The sequence below is a fragment of the Siccibacter colletis genome (genome assembly GCF_000696575.1).
GTDB classification, from domain to species: Bacteria; Pseudomonadota; Gammaproteobacteria; order Enterobacterales; family Enterobacteriaceae; genus Siccibacter; species Siccibacter colletis.
The window spans coordinates 510,435-525,416 of record NZ_JMSQ01000001.1 but is presented as its reverse complement, the minus strand read 5'-3'; the positions used below and the strand labels follow the sequence as shown (position 1 = coordinate 525,416).

Sequence of the window (14,982 nt, the reverse complement as noted above, 5' to 3'; positions counted from 1 at the left end):
TTGGTGTTGGATTTGAGAGATTTTCAGCTTGAGACGGATTAAAGCTTATGGCCGCGAGGCGGTAAGCGAACAGAATTTGCCTGGCGGCTGTAGCGCGGTGGTCCCACCTGACCCCATGCCGAACTCAGAAGTGAAACGCCGTAGCGCCGATGGTAGTGTGGGGTCTCCCCATGCGAGAGTAGGGAACTGCCAGGCATCAAATTAAAAAATCTGAAAACATCAGGTTTTAAGAATTAGTGTGCTGATATGGCTCAGTTGGTAGAGCGCACCCTTGGTAAGGGTGAGGTCCCCAGTTCGACTCTGGGTATCAGCACCACTTTATTAGGTTAAAGTTCGGCACGTTAGAAAAGAATTTGCCTGGCGGCTGTAGCGCGGTGGTCCCACCTGACCCCATGCCGAACTCAGAAGTGAAACGCCGTAGCGCCGATGGTAGTGTGGGGTCTCCCCATGCGAGAGTAGGGAACTGCCAGGCATCAAACAAACAAAAAAGCCTCATGCGAAAGCATGGGGCTTTTTTGTTTCTCTGCAGTTCGGAACTCTCATTTATACTCGCTGCATTTACCACCGTATCAAATCAATAACAAAGCCCCTCATGTGAAAAAGGTCTTGCCAGACTGCATTACTTATTAACGTGTAGCTTGAGAGAAATGCGCGGGTGCGTTCTGATTAAGGATTAAAGCGTGGTCTTTTCTGTTTCCTCTAGCTCGTAAACAGATTTCTCATTTGAACTCGCTGCATTCACCACTGTATTAAGCCAATAAAAAAGCCCCGCTCACCGGAGCAGGGCTTAACCAGGCCATATGACTTATTAATGAATAACCTGCGAGAGGAACGCGCGGGTGCGTTCTGATTTCGGGTTGGCGAAGAATTCTTGCGGGGGAGCCTGCTCAACGATTTCACCGCGGTCCATAAAGATAACGCGGTCTGCCACGGTACGCGCAAAGCCCATCTCATGCGTCACGCACAGCATGGTCATCCCGGATTCAGCCAGGCCAATCATGGTATCCAGTACTTCTTTGACCATCTCCGGATCCAGTGCCGAAGTCGGCTCGTCAAACAGCATAATTTTGGGTTTCATGCAGAGGGAACGGGCAATCGCCACACGTTGCTGCTGGCCGCCCGAAATCTGCCCCGGATATTTATGCGCATGTTCGGCAATACGCACCCGTTCCAGGTAGTGCATCGCCAGTGCTTCTGCCTCTTTCTTCGGCATCTTGCGTACCCATATCGGGGCCAGCGTGCAGTTTTGCAGCACGGTTAGATGAGGGAACAGGTTAAAATGCTGGAACACCATGCCCACTTCCTGCCGTACCTTTTCTATATTACGGATGTCTTCATTCAGCTCGATTCCATCAACCACGATGCGTCCCTGCTGATGCTCTTCAAGATGATTGATACAACGAATCGTTGTTGATTTTCCTGAACCCGAAGGGCCGCAGAGAACGATGCGCTCGCCTTGCTTAACGTTCAGATTGATATCTTTCAGGACATGAAATTGTCCGTACCATTTGTTCACCGCTTCAAGCGTAATCATCGCGTCGGTCGGCTGTATTATCATTGTGCTCATGGGATCCCTCAATGCGGTGTACGCCCGGTGTTAAAACGTTTTTCAAGATGCTGGCTGTAGCGCGACATACTGAAGCAGAAGATCCAGTAGACCAGCGCAGCAAAAACATAGCCTTCGGTCGACATCCCCAGCCATGCGGGATCGACTGTCGCCTGCTGTACGCTGCTGAAGAGATCGAACAGGCCGATAATGATCACCAGGCTGGTGTCTTTGAATAGTGCGATGATGGTATTCACCAGGCCCGGGATCACCAGCTTCAGCGCCTGGGGAAGAATAACCAGCCCCTGGGTTTTCCAGTAGCCGAGGGCCAGCGACTCTGCCGCCTCGTACTGCCCTTTCGGCAGCGCCTGCAACCCGCCGCGCACCACTTCTGCAACGTAAGCGGACTGAAACAGAATTACCCCGACCAGGGCGCGGATCAGCTTATCAATGCTGGTCCCTTCCGCCATGAACAGCGGCAGCATCACCGACGACATAAACAACACGGTAATAAGCGGCACGCCGCGCCAGAATTCGATAAAGATCACCGACAGAATGCGTACCACCGGCATGGTGGAGCGTCGTCCCAGCGCCAGCAGGATGCCGAGCGGCAGCGCGCCGGCGATACCCACTGAGGCGATAATCAGCGTCAGCGTCAGGCCGCCCCACTGGCGTGTTTCTACCCGCTCCAGCCCGAAAAAGCCGCCATACAGCAATATCCAGACCACAACCGGATAGATCACCGCCCAGCAGGCAATGTAACGTCCGCGACGCGGCATCGCGTTCCAGAACATTGGCACAATGGAAATCAGGCCGACGATCAGCGCGAGGTTGATGCGCCAGCGCTGATCGTGTGGATAGAGCCCATACATAAACTGGCCGAAACGCTGATGGATAAACACCCAGCAGGCACCTTCCTTCGTACAGTCAGCGCGGGTGGTACCGAACCAGTTGGCCTGGAAGATTGTCCAGTTCAGCAGCGGGGGAATCAGCTCCCACATCAGCCACAGGCAGAACAGCGTCAGCAGCGAGTTGCTCCAGCTGGAAAAGAGGTTCTTTTTCACCCAGTGCAGCGTACGACCCGACCCCTGTGAGGCCTGGCGCACCGGCGGTGACAGAATAGCTTTTGTCATCATGGTTCCTTAGCGCTCAACGAGGGCAATACGCCGGTTATAGATGTTCATCAGCAGTGAAATTGACAGGCTGATAATGAGATAGACCGACATGGTAATGGCGATGGTTTCAATCGCCTGTCCGGTCTGATTAAGTACCGTTCCGGCAAACAGCGACACCATATCGGGATAGCCAATGGCCGCAGCCAGTGACGAGTTTTTGGCTATATTGAGGTACTGGCTGGTCAGCGGCGGAATGATGACGCGCATTGCCTGCGGAATAATCACTTGACGCAGCGTCACCGGGTTGGGCAGGGCGAGCGAACGAGCGGCTTCGTGCTGCCCATGCGGGACAGAAAGAATCCCGGCGCGGATGATTTCGGCGATAAATGCCGATGTGTAGACCGATAACGCCAGAGTTAATGCGGCAAGTTCCGGGATAAGCGCCATACCGCCACGGAAGTTGAAGCCGCGCAGGGCCGGAATATCCCAGTGCAGCGCCGCACCATACAGGGCGTGAGCCAGCGCTGGCAGACCGATCAGCAGAGCGATTGCCCAGGGCCAGGTACGGCGCAGCTGGCCAGTTTTCATCTGGTGCGTTTTGTTGTAGCGGTAAAGCCCAACGGTCACACCTACGGCAATGAGCACCGCCGCCAGAAAGACTCCCATCCCCTCACCCAGCTGTGGAGCAGGGATATACAGCCCACGGTTACTTAAAAAAACGAGATCGAACGCGTCAACTGCCTGGCGCGGGCCAGGTAAATTACGCAGCACGGCGAAATACCAGAAGAAGATCTGCAGCAGCGGCGGGATATTACGAAACGTCTCAATGTATACCGTAGAGATTTTTCTCAGCAGCCAGTTATCAGAAAGCCGGGCCAGACCAAGAAAGAATCCGAGAATTGAGGCGAAAACAATACAGAGCGCTGATACCAGCAGAGTATTCAGCAGCCCGACCAGAAATACGCGGCCATAGGTATCGCCCTGTTGATAATCAATCAGATGCTGGACGATGCCGAAGCCTGCAGCACGGTCGAGAAAGGCAAACCCGGAAGTGATACCGCGATTGCTCAGGTTAGTGATGGTGTTATGGATCAGATAAGCCGCAATCAGCAGTACCACAACAACAGCGAGTATCTGAAACAGCCAGGCACGAACCGCAGGGTTCGAAAAGGAGAACGCACCTTTTACGGTTGGGCGGCGCAGGGACATAGGAAAACCTCAGTCGGAACTTGGGCTGGGCACTGCCAGTGCAGTGCCCGTTACAGCTACAGCATTAACGTACCGGCGGCGCGTACTGAATACCGCCGTTGTTCCAGAGGTTATTCTGGCCACGTTTGATCTTCAGCGGGCTTTCAGAGCCAACGTTGCGCTCGAATACTTCCGCGTAGTTGCCGACTTTTTTGATGATGTTGTAAGCCCATTTGTTGTCGAGCTTCAGGTCCTTGCCGTAATCGCCCTCTTTACCCAGCAGGTGCGCCATATCCGGCGTTGCCGGATTAGCGGCTTTTTCATCGACGTTCTTCGAGGTCACACCCATCTCTTCAGCGTTCAGCATTGCAAACAGCGTCCAGCGCACCACGGCAAACCATTCATCGTCACCGCGGCGTACTACCGGCCCCAGCGGCTCTTTAGAGATGACCTCTGGCAGTACGATCCACTCCGCCGGATCGCTGAGCTTTATGCGCAGAGCGTAAAGCTGCGACTGGTCAGACGCGAGGGTATCGCAGCGACCCGATTCCAGCGCTTTGGCGGATTCATCGGAACGGTCAAAGGTGACCGGGGTGTACTTCATCTTGTTGGCTTTAAAATAGTCCGCCACGTTTAGTTCGGTATCGGTACCGGCCTGGATGCAAACGGTTGCGCCGTCGAGCTCTTTAGCGCTCTTCAGTCCTGCTTTGTTATGGGTCAGGAAGCCGATACCGTCATAGTAGGTTACGCCGGTAAAAGACATGCCCATGCCGGAATCACGTGAAGAGGTCCAGGTAGTGTTACGAGAGAGTACGTCCACTTCACCCGACTGTAGCGCGGTGAAACGCTCTTTTGCCGTCAGCGGGGTGTATTTAACTTTGGTGTCATCGCCAAACATTGCAGCAGCCACGCCACGGCAGACATCCACATCGATCCCGGTAAACTTGCCGCTCTCATCCGCGTAAGAGAAACCCGGCAGACCATCGCTTATCCCACATTGCACAAAACCTTTCTTTTTAACCGCATCGAAAGTCGCACCGGCGTGTGCCTGACTGGTAGCGGCCAGCATCGCGCCTGCAGCAACCAGAGTCGCAATCATCATCTTTTTCATAAAGCATCCTGTGTGGCGGAATTATCGTTATATGTATGTGGCGTGAGCACGCCATTACCTGTCTGTGGCATTGGCCGTAATCTATTAAGCAAAGGTAATGCCAGGTTTGCGCCAGGGCAGGGGATAACGAGCGCAGGCGCAATAAGCTCAGTGTAGACAGGAAAAATTTAATTCCGCGCGCTGTTATGGTGCAAAAATTCAACCTGCGCCACATTTTGGAGCAAAATAGTTACTTTACGAAACAATGTGCAAAGAATAATTCAGGAGATAAATATGTGCCGGGAAAGGCGTGGTCGCGCTTTGTGACAGACTGCACGTAAAAATGGCAGAAAGAGGTAGTAAGGCAAAGAGAGAATAACGCAGAGAATTTGCTGAACAAATATGATGCCAAATTTTTACCTTATGAAACTGTCCTGCACCATAATAAAGCAACATGATACGCGCGGCCTGAACCGCGCGTAATAACTTATTTAGACACGGCGATAATACCGAGCGTCAGACCAGCCAGCGCTGCGGCACCGCCAGCGATTGCGCCTGCGGTTTCCCAGTTATCCTGAGTGGTACCTTTCATGCAGGTATTGGTATGCACCAGGCGGCCCTGATCGTCATAGACCGGCACGCAGGGGGAGTCGTGAGCACAGCCAGCCAGTACGGTAGAAAGTAGTGCAACAGCAATTAGTTTTTTCATGGCGTTACCTCAATAAAATCATTATCCACGCCGTCGTTTCCAGAGGAGCTTAATCGCAGGTGGAGCCTGATTAAATTACCACGCTCGCAGTAACGCCCCGAAAGGGGAATGGTTGCAAACGGTAATATTTGTAAAAAGTGTGGAGAGACAGGGCCGACAGGCAATTGATTGTGGAGATTTAATGAAGAAAACAAAAAAATAGCACAGGAAATTAAAAACCAGGTGCATTCCTGGGCGACATAAACAGTAGCGAGTTAATCACAGCATTTCAATATAATATTATTATTTTCAAGGCATTAAAAAGGGCGCCGTAGCGCCCTGCATTTTTATTGTGCCCCGCCAAAGCGTCGGCGAATGACGACGAAAAATACCGGAACAAAAAATATTGCCAGCAGCGTTGCGGTTAGCATTCCGCCCATCACTCCGGTACCGACGGCATTCTGCGCGCCACTGCCCGCCCCGCGATTAATAACCAGCGGCAGCACGCCGAGAATAAATGCCAGCGAGGTCATGAGAATTGGCCGCAGGCGCATGCGTACCGATTCCAGCGTCGCTTCGATAACACCTTTACCTTCTTTCTCCATCAGGTCCTTTGCGAACTCGACAATCAGGATGGCGTTTTTAGCCGACAACCCGATAGTCGTCAGCAGACCAACCTGAAAATAGACGTCATTGTTCAGGCCGCGCAGCGAGGCCGCAAGCAGAGCGCCTACCACACCCAGCGGTACCACCAGCATCACCGAAAACGGAATGGACCAGCTTTCATAGAGCGCCGCCAGGCAGAGAAACACCACGATCAGCGAAATGGCGTACAGTGCGGGAGCCTGATCGCCTGACAGTCGCTCCTGATAAGACATCCCGGTCCAGTCATAGCCGATACCCGCAGGCAGCGTTTTTGCCAGCGACTCCATCAGGACCATCGCTTCGCCGGTACTTTTGCCTGGTGCGGCTTCGCCGAGGATCTCCATCGAGGGTGAACCGTTAAAACGTTCCAGGCGCGGCGAGCCGTAAATCCAGTGCGATGAGCTGAACGCAGAGAAAGGCACCATCTCCCCGCTGGCGCTGCGCACGTAAATGGCGTCAATGTCAGCCGGAAGCATACGAAACGCCGCGTCGGCCTGAACGTAAACCTTCTTCACACGCCCATGATCGATAAAATCGTTAACGTAAGTTCCGCCTAACGAGGTGGAGATCGCCTGGTTGATGTCCGCCAGGGATACGCCCAGCGCCTGGGCTTTTTGCTGGTCAACGTCCAGCTTGAACTGTGGCGTATCTTCAAGCCCGTTGGGCCGCACCCTGACCAGCAGATCGCCATGCTTGCCGACCATCCCCAGCAGCGTATTACGTGCCTGAGTCAGTGCCTCGTGTCCGAGATTCGCTTTGTCGATGAGTTCGAAGTCAAATCCGGTCGCTGTACCCAGCTCGATAATCGCCGGCAGGTTGAACGGGAAGACGAAGCCATCGCGGATTGCGCCAAAAGCGTGGGTGGCGCGTTTGATGATGCTGCCCACGCTGTTCTCTTCACCAGGACGCGCCTCCCAGGGCTTCAGGCTGATAAAGGCCAGCCCGGCGTTCTGCCCCTGGCCGCTGAAGCTGAAGCCGCTCACGGTAAACACGGTATCGACGTTGGCTTGCTCATCGGTGAGATAATAATGGCTAATCTGGTCCAGCACCTGCTGGGTACGGGTCTGCGTAGCTCCGGCCGGGAGCTGCACCATCGTCATAAAGACGCCCTGATCCTCTTCGGGCAGGAAGGCGGTGGGCAGACGCACAAACAGCACCGCCATACCCGTCACGATCAGCACGTACAGCAGCAGGTAACGTCCGGTACTGCGCAAAATACCGCTGACGCTTTTCGTGTAGTGGTTGACGCTGGCATCGAACTTTTTATCGAACCAGACGAAGAAGCGTGCTTTGCTCTTGTGCCCGCCGGGTTTGAGCAGCGTGGCGCACAGCGCCGGCGTCAGGATGAGCGCCACCAGCACCGACAGCGCCATTGCCGAAACGATGGTAACAGAGAACTGACGGTAAATAGCACCGGTGGAGCCGCCAAAAAAGGCCATCGGAATAAAGACGGCGGAGAGCACCATTGCGATACCCACCAGCGCACCCTGAATCTGTCCCATCGATTTCCGGGTTGCTTCTTTCGGCGGCAGCTTCTCCTCTGCCATGACGCGTTCGACGTTTTCCACCACCACAATGGCGTCATCCACCAGCAGGCCGATAGCCAGCACCATACCAAACATGGTGAGGGTATTGATGGAGTAATTCAGCGCGCTGAGGATGGCGAAGGTGCCAGCGAGTACCACCGGCACGGCGATGGTCGGGATAAGCGTGGCGCGGATGTTTTGTAAAAACAGGTACATCACCAGGAAGACCAGAATGACAGCCTCCGCCAGGGTTTTGACCACTTCATGAATTGAAATCTTCACGAATGGCGTGGTGTCATAGGGGTAGACCACACGCATACCCTGTGGGAAGAAGGGCTGCAATTCGGCGAGACGGGATTTGATGGCGGCAGCGGTATCAAGGGCGTTAGCACCGGTGGCCAGTTTGATCCCAAGCCCCGTTGCCGGCTGGCCGTTGATTTTAGTCACCATGTTGTAGTTCTCGCCGCCCAGTTCGATACGGGCAACGTCGCTCAGGCGTACCACCGAACCGTCCTGATTGACGCGCAGGGTAATGCGCCCAAACTCTTCGGGGCTCGTCAGGCGAGTCTGCGCGATGATGGAGGCGTTCAACTGTTGCCCTGGCACGGCGGGCGTTGCGCCAAGCTGACCCGCGGCAATCTGGTTGTTTTGCGTTTTAATCTGGGTGACAACGTCGGCGGTGGTCAGCAGGTATTTGTTCATCGCATGCTGATCGAGCCAGATACGCATCGCAAACTGCGCGCCGAACAGCTGGACGTCGCCGACGCCATTGGTACGGCTGATGCTGTCTTTAACGTTAGATGCAACGTAGTCGGAAATATCCTCCTGCGTCAGGCGAGGGTTATCAGATAAAAAACCGGCGACCAGTAAAAAACCGCTGCTCGCCTTTTCCACGCCGATGCCCTGTTGCTGTACTTCCTGAGGCAGCAGCGGCATCGCCAGCTGCAGTTTATTTTGCACCTGGACCTGAGCGATATCGGGATCGGTACCGGATTCGAAGGTCAGGGTAATCGTCACGTTACCCGCCGAGTCGCTGGTGGATGACATGTACATCAGATTATCGATGCCGTTCATGTTCTGTTCGATAACCTGTGTCACGCTGTCCTGCACCGTTTGCGCGTCTGCCCCAGGATAGGTTGCCGATACCGCCACCGCCGGTGGGGCAATGGAGGGATATTGCGCTACCGGAAGCGACATGATGGACAGCGCACCGGCAATCATAAGCACGATCGCCAGCACCCAGGCAAAAATGGGGCGCTCGATAAAGAAATTGGACATGGATCTGGCTCCTTACTGTGCCGACTGCGGAGCAGTGTCAGAGCTGGCGTGGACCTTCATGCCCGCACGTATTCTCTGCAGACCGCTGATCACCACGCGATCCCCTGGCTTCAGGCCAGCGCTCACCAGCCAGTTGTTGCCAACCGCCTGGCTGGCGTCCACCACCTTCGATTCCACCTGGTCCTGGGCATTCACAATCATCACCACCGCCTCGCCACGCGGAGTACGGGTTACGCCCTGCTGCGGCACCAGCATCGCGTTAGGCTGAATACCCTGGTCGATGCGGGCGCGAACAAACATGCCGGGAAGCAGCGTGTGGTCAGGGTTAGGGAACACGGCGCGCAGCGTAATGGAGCCAGTGCTTTCATCGACGGTAACGTCGGAGAATTCCAGCGTACCCTTCTGCGGGGCGATTTCACCGCTGTCCAGCACCAGCGTCACGTTGCTTTTGCCTTCGCTGCGCTTCAGGGTGCCCTGTTGCAGCGACGCTTTCAGGCGCAGGTAATCGTTACTCGACTGGGTAAGATCGACATAGATAGGGTCGAGCTGCTGGACCGTTGCCAGCGCTGCAGCCTGACCCTGCTGTACCAGTGCACCTTCGGTGACGCTTGATTTGCCGATACGACCGCTGATGGGGGAAGTGACTTTGGTCCAGGCAAGATTAATTCGGGCGCTGTCCAGCGCGGCGCGAGATGCCAGCACGGAGGCATCCGCCTGGCGCGCATTGGCCGCGGCTTGATCGTAATCCTGCTTACTGACGTAATGCGTTCCCTGCAGCGCCGCATAGCGTTTCAGGGTGAGATGGGCCATCGCTGCGCTGGCCTGGGCTTTGGCAAGGCTGGCTTTTGCGCTCTCTACGTCGGCAAGATACGTGGCGGGATCGATCTGATACAGCGAGTCGCCGGCGGCGATCTCGCCGCCTTCTTCAAAGTTACGTTTGAGGATGATGCCACTCACCTGAGGTCGAACTTCAGCAATGCGCCAGGCTGCGGTGCGGCCGGGCAGCTCGGTGGTTAGTGGCAGTGGACCAGGGACAACGGTATGCACCGTCACCTGAGGCACCGGCGGCTGGTTTTCCTTAATACCATCATCGCAACCGGATAACAGTGCCGTGATAATGCCTGCCAACAGAGGATATAAAAATACCCGGACTTGCTTTGTCATTGCCGTTCCTTAAAACAATAAACACCGAATGTTCTGTGGGGGGAAATACTCAGGGTGTGATTTTCTGGCGTATCCTACAAATAATATAAGTGTGATGTAAGTCGGATCGCTTTTTTTGCGATGTTTGCTGAAGGAGGGATGGCGTTTTAAGAATGGCTTTAGTGTATTGGTTATTATTTTCTGACGTTCGCTTACATATTTATATATTTTATATGGGTGGTATTTATTTTTAATTTCTATGTTTCATCGGAAAGCATTCGCCGTAAGTATTTATTAATTTTGTTACTAAAAAAGCCATGAGAGAAAATAAAGCCAATGGCAATATAGCGTCGGTGGTTTACCTTTCCCGATAATTCATTTTTTACAGGTTCGTTTATTATGGCACGGAAAACAAAAACAGATGCCTTACAAACGCGACAGCAGCTTATCGATGCCGCCATTGCGCAGTTCGCCGCGCAGGGCGTGGCGAAAACGACCCTCGGCGATATAGCCGGAGCGGCAAAGGTGACGCGCGGCGCGCTTTACTGGCATTTCGACAGCAAAGAACAAATCTTCGATGAAATCTGGAAGCAACAGTCGCGGTTACAGCGGGTATTACAGGAAAAGCTTCCCCGCGCGTTAAAAACAACGCCGCTGCGCTATCTCAGCGAAGTGTTTATTATCGCATTGCGTCTGATTGCGCAGGATGCGCAGCAAAAAGCGCTGATGGAAATATTATGCTGTAAGTACGAGCGTTGCGACAGTGCATTAGATGATATCGAAATCCACGCTATGTTGGGGATGAATAATGAAATGCTGGAATACTGGCTGCGGCGCTGTATTCAGCATGGAGATATTTCACCCCATGCTGATATTCCTGAAATGATTATTCTGTTACGCGGCGCACTAAGCGGTATTGTACGCCAGTGGCTATTACACCCACAGCGATTTGATCTTGCCGCCAGGGCGCCCGCGCTGGTGGAAAATTTATGGCACATGTTTCCGGTTACTCAACCTCAGGCTGAATACTGAATGACTTTTCAGATGCATGTACCGGATCAATTAAGCGCTGCGGCTCATTTTTCACAATATTTGCGATAGCGTGTGGGTCAAGTGGCTTGCCGAGTAAATAGCCCTGCAGCGTATGGCAGCCAAGCTCGGTAAGAAACGTCTGTTGTTCCGGCGTTTCGACACCTTCGGCCACCACCCGCAGATTGAGGGTTCTCGCCAACGCGATAATCGCCGAGACAATCGTGGCGTCTTCCCCGTCGGCACGCAGCTCGTTGACGAAGGCGCGGTCAATTTTCAGTTCGCTGGCGGGCAGACGCTTCAGATAGAGCAGGCTTGAATAGCCGGTGCCGAAGTCATCGATGGAGGCTTTTACGCCGAGGGTGGTCAGCTCGGTCAACAGGCGGACGCTCTCATCCGGATCGCTCATCGCCGTGGTTTCCGTTACTTCAAGAATCAGCATCTCGGGCGGAATACGGTGGCGCGACAGGCAATCCACCACGTTATCAATAAGCGCGGGCTGTTCAAACTGTACGGCAGAGAGGTTGACCGACATCGACCAGTCGGTATGGCCGGCGTCACGCCACTCGCTGAGCTGGCGGCAGGCTTCATTCAGCACCCAGTTGCCAATCGAGACAATGACGCCGGTTTTTTCCGCCAGCGGCAGAAATACGTCAGGCGTCAGCAGGCCGCGCTGTGGATGCTGCCAGCGCAGCAGGGCTTCGAAACCGATAGCCGGGCCGGAAGGTGCCTGAAATTTTGGCTGATACCGCAGCCGCAGCTCATTGCGCGCTTCGGCCTGCCACAGATCGTTCATCAGTTGCAGCTGAGTCTGGGCAAGGGCATTCATGGACGGCTGGAAAAAGTGGTAGCCGTTACGCCCGTTGTGTTTGGTGTGGTACATGGCCGCATCGGCATTGAACATCAGCTCGCGCGGGGTTTCGCCATCGTGAGGCCAGAGCGCGATACCGATGCTGAGCGTAACCATCGCTTCGCAGGGTGAAATGGTAAACGGCTCGGCAATTGCCTGTACCAACGAGCTGGCGAGCGACGCGGCATCGTCAGGCGCAGCGGTTTCAGCCAGCAGCACAAACTCATCCCCGCCGATGCGCGCCAGCGTGTACTGCCCCTTCAGATGCTGGGTCAGGCGTTCGGTTACCGCAATCAATAGCCTGTCACCGGTGTCATGACCCCAGGCGTCGTTGACCGCCTTGAAACCATCCAGATCCATATACATCAGCGCAAAGCCGCTGTTTTCCTGCTGCGCCTTGCTCACCGCCTGCGCCAGGCGATCTTCGAGCAGTACGCGGTTAGGCAGACGGGTCAGGGTATCGTGCAGCGCCAGCTGGGCCAGCTCGCGATTGGCTTCGGCAAGGGAAGATGCCAGCAGGGACGTCCGCGCCTGTAACCGGGCATCAAACAGGGAAACCAGCAGGGTGATGCCAAGAATTGAGAGCGTGACGACGGTGACCAGAATCGCCAGCCAGTTGCTGTCAACGCCGCGCTCGGTGGCGTGGCTGCCGTGAGGGAAGTCGGCGGCCATCATGCCGGTGTAATGCATACCGGCGATAGCGATGCCCATAATGATGGCGGCGCCGATACGCAGCAGCGCGGCCTGGCCGGACGTCAGCTGGCGCAGGCGGAATGTGAGCCACAGCGCGGCAACAGAAGCTGAGAAGGCGATCACCACCGAGAGCGCGACCCACCAGAGATTCCAGCGGATACCTGGCTGGATATGCATGGCCGCCATACCGGTATAGTGCATCGCCGCAATGCCGCATCCCATCACGCTGGCACCCGCGAGCAGGCTTACCCGGGACAGGCGGCTGCGGCTGACCAGCCAGAGTGCGAACAGCGACGCACCGAGGGCAATTAGCATAGAAACGCCGGTTATCGACAGGTCATAGCTGAGGGTAAACGGCATCTCCATCGCCAGCATGCCGATGAAGTGCATCGCCCAGATGCCAATGCCCATCGACAGGCTGCCGCCGACCAGCCAGAGACGCGCGGCTTTGGTACTGCTGATTGAGATACGACCCGCCATATTGAGCGCGGTATAGGCTGCCAGGATGGCAACAATAAACGACATAACCACCAGGAACTGGTTGTAATGACTCACCATCATCATGATATCGACTCACAAGGCCCGTTTATCTCGCCATACCAAAGCATAGTCTGGTCAAGGGGCACAGACAGTATCACTGTCTCTGAGAGCCGCAAAGCACTTTAAAACCCCGCGCAAATCAGGGGGAAAAACGGCGCTGTGAAAGGGGATGCGGAAGGGGAAAAAAATTTGCGTCAGGGCGCGAAAACAAAAAAAGCGCTTAAGTGATTAAGCGCTTTTTTAAGGTCAGAACTCAAAAATCAGTTCATGCCATATTTTTTCAGCTTCTTGCGAAGCGTACCACGGTTGATACCCATCATCAGTGCAGCACGGGTCTGGTTACCGCGGGTGTATTGCATCACCATGTCCAACAGGGGCTGTTCTACTTCAGCCAGTACCAGCTCATAGAGGTCATTAACATCCTGACCGTTCAGTTGAGCAAAATAGTTCTTCAGTGCCTGTTTTACCGAGTCACGCAGGGGTTTTTGGGTTACCTGATCCTGAGAGTTAACGGTAGAAACGGTCAGTACGTCAGAATTTACGCGTTGTTCGAACATAGTTCTGTCAGCTCTTTATTTCTGTTTACGCAAAATTTTCGAAGTATGCCTCCAACGCCTCCAGCTGTTCGCTGGCATCCTCAATGGCGTTGAATGTGCGCCGAAACTGGTCGTCTGGAGCGTGTTCCTGCAAGTACCAGGAAACGTGTTTCCGCGCGATTCGGTACCCTTTTGCCTGACCGTAAAAGTCATGCAGTTCCCGAATGTGCGCACAAAGCAAGCGCTTCACCTCTGCCAGCGGCAGGGGAGGGAGCAACTCTCCAGTGTCCAGATAATGCTGGATTTCCCGAAAGATCCAGGGTCTTCCCTGAGCTGCACGTCCTATCATCAGAGCATCTGCCCCTGTATAGTCCAGTACGGCTCTGGCTTTAAGCGGGTCAGTAATGTCGCCATTCGCAATAACCGGAATGGAAACTGTCTGCTTAACTGCCCGAATCGAATCGTATTCTGCGTCGCCCTGAAACAAACAGGCGCGGGTGCGGCCATGTATCGTCAGCGCCTGAATACCACTCTCTTCAGCCAGTCGGGCAATGTCTACGCAGTTACGGTTGGCGGTATCCCAGCCGGTGCGAAACTTAAGGGTGACGGGCACGTCTACTGCATTAACGACCGCGGTTAAGATGGATTTGACCAACTCCGGATGTTGCAATAACGCTGAGCCTGCCAGCTTACGATTCACCTTCTTCGCCGGGCACCCCATATTGATATCAATAATCTGGGCGCCGTTTTCCACGTTGATACGTGCGGCTGCCGCCATCTCTTCAGGTACTGAACCGGCAATCTGCACGGTGCGGATACCTGGTTCATCCACATGGACCATCCGCAGTCGGGATTTATCGCTCGCCCATACTTCCGGGTTAGAGGACATCATCTCGGATACGGTTAGCCCGGCACCCATCTCATAGCAAAGCGTCCGAAACGGTCTGTCAGTAATGCCAGCCATCGGTGCTGCTATCAGGCGGTTTCTAAGCTGGTGGTGTCCAATGCGCATGAGTTAAGAAATGACCATACTGTGCCTGCAAGGCGGCGTATATTACGCATTTTTTACGCCAGATGAAAGGCCAAACTTTGAACAATCCACTGTTGTAGATCAT

11 protein-coding genes, 1 tRNA gene and 2 rRNA genes are annotated in these 14,982 nt (G+C 54.5%); 4 read left to right on the top strand and 10 right to left on the bottom strand.

The features are described 5' to 3' along the window. The first annotated feature begins 79 nt into the window (after positions 1-79). From rrf (ET34_RS0102495) to rrf (ET34_RS0102485), 3 genes are all read left to right on the top strand, one after another. Positions 80-195, top strand: a 5S ribosomal RNA gene (rrf, locus tag ET34_RS0102495). A gap of 45 nt (positions 196-240) precedes the next feature. Then, positions 241-316 (top strand) — tRNA-Thr (locus ET34_RS0102490). A gap of 40 nt (positions 317-356) precedes the next feature. Further along, positions 357-472 (top strand): 5S ribosomal RNA (gene rrf, locus ET34_RS0102485). Positions 473-808: 336 nt separating this feature from the next. Here rrf (ET34_RS0102485) and ET34_RS0102480 read toward each other — a convergent pair. The 7 genes from ET34_RS0102480 to ET34_RS0102450 all read right to left on the bottom strand — a co-directional run bounded on the left by ET34_RS0102480 (position 809) and on the right by ET34_RS0102450 (position 10,240). Beyond that, positions 809-1,567, bottom strand: coding sequence for an amino acid ABC transporter ATP-binding protein (locus tag ET34_RS0102480; RefSeq protein ID WP_031519168.1), 759 nt, complete (start codon positions 1,565-1,567; stop codon positions 809-811). Positions 1,568-1,575: 8 nt separating this feature from the next. Then, the gene (locus tag ET34_RS0102475) at positions 1,576-2,679 is read right to left on the bottom strand and encodes an amino acid ABC transporter permease (RefSeq protein ID WP_031519167.1); all 1,104 of its coding nucleotides are present in this window, start codon (positions 2,677-2,679) and stop codon (positions 1,576-1,578) included. 9 nt (positions 2,680-2,688) lie between these two features. Continuing rightward, a complete protein-coding gene (locus tag ET34_RS0102470; RefSeq protein WP_031519165.1) occupies positions 2,689-3,870 on the bottom strand; it encodes an amino acid ABC transporter permease in 1,182 nt (393 codons plus the stop codon). A gap of 64 nt (positions 3,871-3,934) precedes the next feature. Continuing rightward, positions 3,935-4,960, bottom strand: coding sequence for an amino acid ABC transporter substrate-binding protein (locus ET34_RS0102465; protein ID WP_031519164.1), 1,026 nt, complete (start codon positions 4,958-4,960; stop codon positions 3,935-3,937). Positions 4,961-5,426: 466 nt separating this feature from the next. Further along, positions 5,427-5,648, bottom strand: coding sequence for a putative periplasmic lipoprotein (locus ET34_RS0102460; protein WP_024548921.1), 222 nt, complete (start codon positions 5,646-5,648; stop codon positions 5,427-5,429). A gap of 326 nt (positions 5,649-5,974) precedes the next feature. Then, positions 5,975-9,076: an efflux RND transporter permease subunit gene (locus ET34_RS0102455; protein ID WP_031519162.1), complete on the bottom strand. Its 3,102-nt coding sequence runs from the start codon at positions 9,074-9,076 to the stop codon at positions 5,975-5,977. Positions 9,077-9,088: 12 nt separating this feature from the next. Further along, complete coding sequence (locus tag ET34_RS0102450; RefSeq protein WP_031519160.1) at positions 9,089-10,240, bottom strand: efflux RND transporter periplasmic adaptor subunit; 1,152 nt, start codon at positions 10,238-10,240, stop codon at positions 9,089-9,091. A gap of 378 nt (positions 10,241-10,618) precedes the next feature. Between ET34_RS0102450 and ET34_RS0102445 the strand changes: the two genes are divergently transcribed. Beyond that, positions 10,619-11,251 carry a TetR family transcriptional regulator gene (locus ET34_RS0102445; protein WP_031519159.1) on the top strand — a complete coding sequence of 211 codons (633 nt, stop codon included), beginning with the start codon at positions 10,619-10,621 and terminating at the stop codon, positions 11,249-11,251. Here ET34_RS0102445 and ET34_RS0102440 read toward each other — a convergent pair. The 3 genes from ET34_RS0102440 to dusB all read right to left on the bottom strand — a co-directional run bounded on the left by ET34_RS0102440 (position 11,226) and on the right by dusB (position 14,879). Continuing rightward, positions 11,226-13,352 (bottom strand): putative bifunctional diguanylate cyclase/phosphodiesterase, encoded by a 2,127-nt coding sequence (locus ET34_RS0102440; protein WP_031519157.1) that lies wholly within the window; start codon positions 13,350-13,352, stop codon positions 11,226-11,228. The two genes, ET34_RS0102445 and ET34_RS0102440, sit on opposite strands and share 26 nt — an antisense overlap. Before the next feature lie 239 nt (positions 13,353-13,591). Further along, positions 13,592-13,888 carry a DNA-binding transcriptional regulator Fis gene (gene fis / locus ET34_RS0102435; RefSeq protein ID WP_000462905.1) on the bottom strand — a complete coding sequence of 99 codons (297 nt, stop codon included), beginning with the start codon at positions 13,886-13,888 and terminating at the stop codon, positions 13,592-13,594. 25 nt (positions 13,889-13,913) lie between these two features. Continuing rightward, the gene (dusB, locus tag ET34_RS0102430; RefSeq protein WP_031519156.1) at positions 13,914-14,879 is read right to left on the bottom strand and encodes a tRNA dihydrouridine synthase DusB; all 966 of its coding nucleotides are present in this window, start codon (positions 14,877-14,879) and stop codon (positions 13,914-13,916) included. Positions 14,880-14,982 lie beyond the last annotated feature (103 nt).

What these genes read in the sequence shown, in the direction of transcription:
- ET34_RS0102480 (WP_031519168.1), bottom strand. Translation starts at nt 1,567, where the DNA reads ATGAGCACAATGATAATACAGCCGACCGACGCGATGATTACGCTTGAA.
- ET34_RS0102475 (WP_031519167.1), bottom strand. Translation starts at nt 2,679, where the DNA reads ATGACAAAAGCTATTCTGTCACCGCCGGTGCGCCAGGCCTCACAGGGG.
- ET34_RS0102470 (WP_031519165.1), bottom strand. Translation starts at nt 3,870, where the DNA reads ATGTCCCTGCGCCGCCCAACCGTAAAAGGTGCGTTCTCCTTTTCGAAC.
- ET34_RS0102465 (WP_031519164.1), bottom strand. Translation starts at nt 4,960, where the DNA reads ATGAAAAAGATGATGATTGCGACTCTGGTTGCTGCAGGCGCGATGCTG.
- ET34_RS0102460 (WP_024548921.1), bottom strand. Translation starts at nt 5,648, where the DNA reads ATGAAAAAACTAATTGCTGTTGCACTACTTTCTACCGTACTGGCTGGC.
- ET34_RS0102455 (WP_031519162.1), bottom strand. Translation starts at nt 9,076, where the DNA reads ATGTCCAATTTCTTTATCGAGCGCCCCATTTTTGCCTGGGTGCTGGCG.
- ET34_RS0102450 (WP_031519160.1), bottom strand. Translation starts at nt 10,240, where the DNA reads ATGACAAAGCAAGTCCGGGTATTTTTATATCCTCTGTTGGCAGGCATT.
- ET34_RS0102445 (WP_031519159.1), top strand. Translation starts at nt 10,619, where the DNA reads ATGGCACGGAAAACAAAAACAGATGCCTTACAAACGCGACAGCAGCTT.
- ET34_RS0102440 (WP_031519157.1), bottom strand. Translation starts at nt 13,352, where the DNA reads ATGATGGTGAGTCATTACAACCAGTTCCTGGTGGTTATGTCGTTTATT.
- fis (WP_000462905.1), bottom strand. Translation starts at nt 13,888, where the DNA reads ATGTTCGAACAACGCGTAAATTCTGACGTACTGACCGTTTCTACCGTT.
- dusB (WP_031519156.1), bottom strand. Translation starts at nt 14,879, where the DNA reads ATGCGCATTGGACACCACCAGCTTAGAAACCGCCTGATAGCAGCACCG.